General features: G+C 73.8%; 3 protein-coding genes and 1 pseudogene. All 4 read left to right on the top strand.

Annotation, left to right across the window (positions count from 1 at the left end; translation table 11 throughout):
* Nucleotides 1-774 precede the first annotated feature (774 nt).
* Nucleotides 775-1,230 (top strand): annotated as a pseudogene (locus AB0C29_RS39090) (Daple); the annotation flags it as partial.
* Complete coding sequence (locus AB0C29_RS39085; protein ID WP_360831612.1) at nt 1,230-2,222, top strand: alpha/beta hydrolase; 993 nt, start codon at nt 1,230-1,232, stop codon at nt 2,220-2,222. The pseudogene AB0C29_RS39090 and the gene AB0C29_RS39085, both read left to right, overlap by 1 nt.
* A 130-nt stretch (nt 2,223-2,352) precedes the next feature.
* Entirely contained in the window at nt 2,353-3,189 is an 837-nt protein-coding gene (locus AB0C29_RS39080) for a DUF3152 domain-containing protein (RefSeq protein ID WP_360831609.1), read from the top strand.
* 77 nt (nt 3,190-3,266) lie between these two features.
* A partial coding sequence (locus AB0C29_RS39075; RefSeq protein ID WP_360831606.1) for a hypothetical protein occupies nt 3,267-3,471 on the top strand: 205 nt, incomplete at its 3' end.

The following is a 3,471-nucleotide window of genomic DNA, read 5'->3' as shown; positions in this document are numbered from 1 at the left end:
CGGACGGCGCCGCCGGCTCCACGGTCGGGGCCGCCCGCCTATTCGGGGTCTGCTCCGGCGTCGTCGCCGCCGGTTGCTCCGGCTTCCGCGCCGCCGGCGGCCCAGGCTTCCGCGCCGCCGATTGCGCCGTTCGTGCCGAGCCAACCCAACCCGACCGGCCGGCCGGTTCCTGGCCCCGGCCTCACTTCCGGCAGCTACTCGTCCGCTTCCCGGCAGGCTCCCGATGAGCTGTCACGGCCTGGCGAGCGGCGGCCGGCAGATGAGCTGTCACGTCCTGGCGAGCGGCGGCCGGCAGATGAGCTGTCACGGCCCGGTGAGCGGCGGGCGAACGATGAGCTGACCCGCCCCGGTGAGCGGCGGCCGGCCGATGAGCTGTCACGGCCCGGTGAGCGGCGACCGGCCGATGAGCTGACTCGCCCCGGTGAGCGGCGAGGCTCCGACGAGCTGTCGCGGCCCAGCGGGCGGCGGGCCGCTGATGAGCTGTCTCGGCCCGGTGAGCGGCAGGATGCCGAGGACCGACAGGCCACGAGCGAGCGGTCGGGCATGAGCGACCGGGGCTTGAGCGACCGGGGCTTGAGCGACCGGGGCCAAGGCGACCGTGGCCTGGGTGACCGTGGCCTGGGTGACCGGGGACCGAGTGACCGGCAAGGCGTGAGTGACCGGCAAGGCCTGGGCGAGCGCCAAGGCCCGGGCACCCGCCAAGGCGCCGGAACACGGCAGGCCCCGGACGACCGGCAGGGCTCCAACGAGCGCCCGGCCCTCGGCGAGGCCCCGACCAGCGTCGAGCCCGCCCCACCCCGCCCCCTCGACATCGGTGAGCGCCCCGGCCCACGGGTGATGATCGAGAATGTCCGGGTCAACACGTTCGGCACCGAGGCCACCGTCGAGGTGCGGCTCACCGTCAACGGCCAGATCGCCGCCGGGGAGGCCACCGGGCCCGCCGTCGACGGTTACCTGCTGCGGCTGTGCGCGCTGGCCACCGCCCGGGCCGTCGACGAGCTGCTCACCACCTCCGACCACGCGGACGGCCCGGCGAAGTGTTTCGTCGAGCACGCCGCGGCCGTGCCGTTCGGTTCGATGCAGGTCGCCGTGGTGGTCATGCTGCTGTCGGTCGGCGGCTGGGTCGAGCAGCTCTCCGGTTCCGCGGTGATCACCGGTGACGACCGGCACGCCATGGTGCGCGCCACACTCAATGCGGTCAACCGTCGTCTTGAGGCACTGTTGTCCTGATGAAGGGTGCGATCCTCGCCGGCGACGACGTCCTGCCTCCGGACGGTGCCGTGCCGCCGCCGTGGCCGGCCCGCCGGGTCATGATCGACGGGGCGATGCTGCACGTGCGGGACACCCCGGGCACCACGCCGGAGGCCGAGCCCGCCGTCTACGTGCACGGTCTGGGCGGCTCCTCGCAGAACTGGACCGATTTCGCCGGCCTGCTCGCGGACCGGCTCGACGGCCAGGCCGTGGACCTGCCCGGCTTCGGCTACAGCGATCCCAGCCCGCGCTACTCCATCGCGGCGTTCGCCGACAAGCTGATCGGCTATCTGGAGTACGCCGGACGCGGCCCGGTCCACCTGGTCGGCAACTCGCTCGGCGGCTCGATCTGCGTACGCGTGGCCGCCCTGCGCCCCGACCTGATCCGGACCCTGACGCTGATCTCCCCGGCCATGCCCTTCCTCGACCCCCGGCGCACGGCTCAGGGCCCGGTGCTGCCGCTGCTCGCGCTGCCGCGCGCCGACCGCCTCCTGGCCTGGGGGATGGCCCGGCTGACCCCGGAGCAGATGGCCCAGCAGGTGCTGCTCGCCTGCTTCGGTGACACCACGAAGGTGAGCCCGCAGCGCCGCGCGGAGGCCATCGAGGAGATCAAGCTCCGCTACACGGTCGAGCACTATTCGAAGGCTTATCTCGGGACGTTGCGCGGGCTGGTGTCGAGCTTCCTGCGGGCGTACCTGCCGGGGGCGAATTCGCAGTGGCGGCTGGCCGCGCGGATCACCGCGCCCACGCTGGTGATCGGCGGCCTCAAGGACGAGCTGGTCGACCCGCGGGTGCCGGCGCAGGTGGCCAAGGCGATCCCGGACAGCCGGTTGCTGGTGCTGCCGGGCGTGGGTCACGTCGCCCAGATGGAGGTTCCGCGCCTGGTCGCGCGGGCTGTGGTGGGCCTGCTCGCGGACGTCGGCTCGCCGGTCGGCCGGGGCGGCGAGCGCCGGGAGGCGCCCCCGGCGTGAGCCAGGTCGCCCGGCGCAACGGCCGGGCGGACAGCGCCGGTGGGGTGTGGCACGCTGGCTCCCGATGATCGAATCACGCCTCCCCGTAGCGGGCGCTGGACGGGGTGCACGCAGGCGCCGTTGGTGGCTCGTGGCCCTGGTGATCGTGGTTCTGCTCGGGGCGGCCTGGCTGGTGCGGCCGTCCGATCCGCCGCCTCCCGCCGCGACCCCGCCGGCTCCGCCGCCCTCGGCTGTCGTCTCGTCACCGGTCGCGCCGACACCTTCGGGCTCGTCGCGGGTCGCACCGACGCCTTCGGGCTCGTCGCCGGTCGGGCCGACGCCGTCCGTCGCGGCAACCTCGGTGGATGCGCCGCAGGACCTGCTTGCGCTGTCCGGCGCGGTGCCGACCAGGGGCATGGGCAAGTTCACGTACGCGACCGGGCGGGGCCGGGTGCTGGGCACCAAGGGCGAGCTGCGGCGCTTCCGGGTCGCGGTCGAGCGGGGCAGCAACGAGGACGTGGCGGCCTTCGCGGCGCAGGTGGAGGCGACGCTGGGGGACCGGCGCAGCTGGATCGGGGACGGCCGGCTGCGGCTGCAACGGGTGTCCGGCAGCGAGAAGGCGACTTTCACGGTCTTCCTGGCCACCCGTGACACCGCTGGGCGGATGTGCCGGATCGGCGGGGTCAACATCACGGTGAACGGGCGGCCGTACACGTCGTGCCGGTCCACCGGGCGCGTGATCATCAACCTGGACCGCTGGCGGCTGTCGGCCAAGCCGTACCGCGACGCGAAGGTGCCGATCACGGTCTACCGGCAGTACGTGATCAACCACGAGACCGGCCACGAGCTGGGCCACAGCCACGAGGGCTGCCCGAAGCGCGGCGGTCCGGCGCCGGTCATGGTGCAACAGAGCCTGACCGTACGGGGGTGTGTGCCGTACGCGTGGCCCCGCCGCAACGGTCACCGCTTCGTCGGCCCGTCCCTCTGAGAGTTGGGCCCGTCCCTCTGAGGAGTCACGCCAAACGCCTGTGACGGGCCACTGCCTCTGGCAACGTGGCACCTGTCATGCCCATCGCGCCTCGCTACTCCACGCCGGCCGCCAGGATGCTGGCGCGCCGCCGCCGTGCCGTGGTCCTGTTCTTCCTGCTCCTCACCGTCATCGTCCTCGTGATAGGCCAGGCCATGCGTGACGAGACCGCCGACGCCGGTGCTGTGCCGGCCCCCTCCCCGTCGCCGCCGGCCGCCGACCGGCCGGAGCCGGTAGCTGCCG

The organism is Actinoplanes sp. NPDC048791 (genome assembly GCF_040650095.1).
In the GTDB taxonomy this organism is placed as follows: Bacteria; Actinomycetota; Actinomycetes; order Mycobacteriales; family Micromonosporaceae; genus Actinoplanes.
The sequence above is the reverse complement of the archived record's forward strand: the minus strand, read 5'-3'. Positions and strand labels throughout refer to the sequence as shown.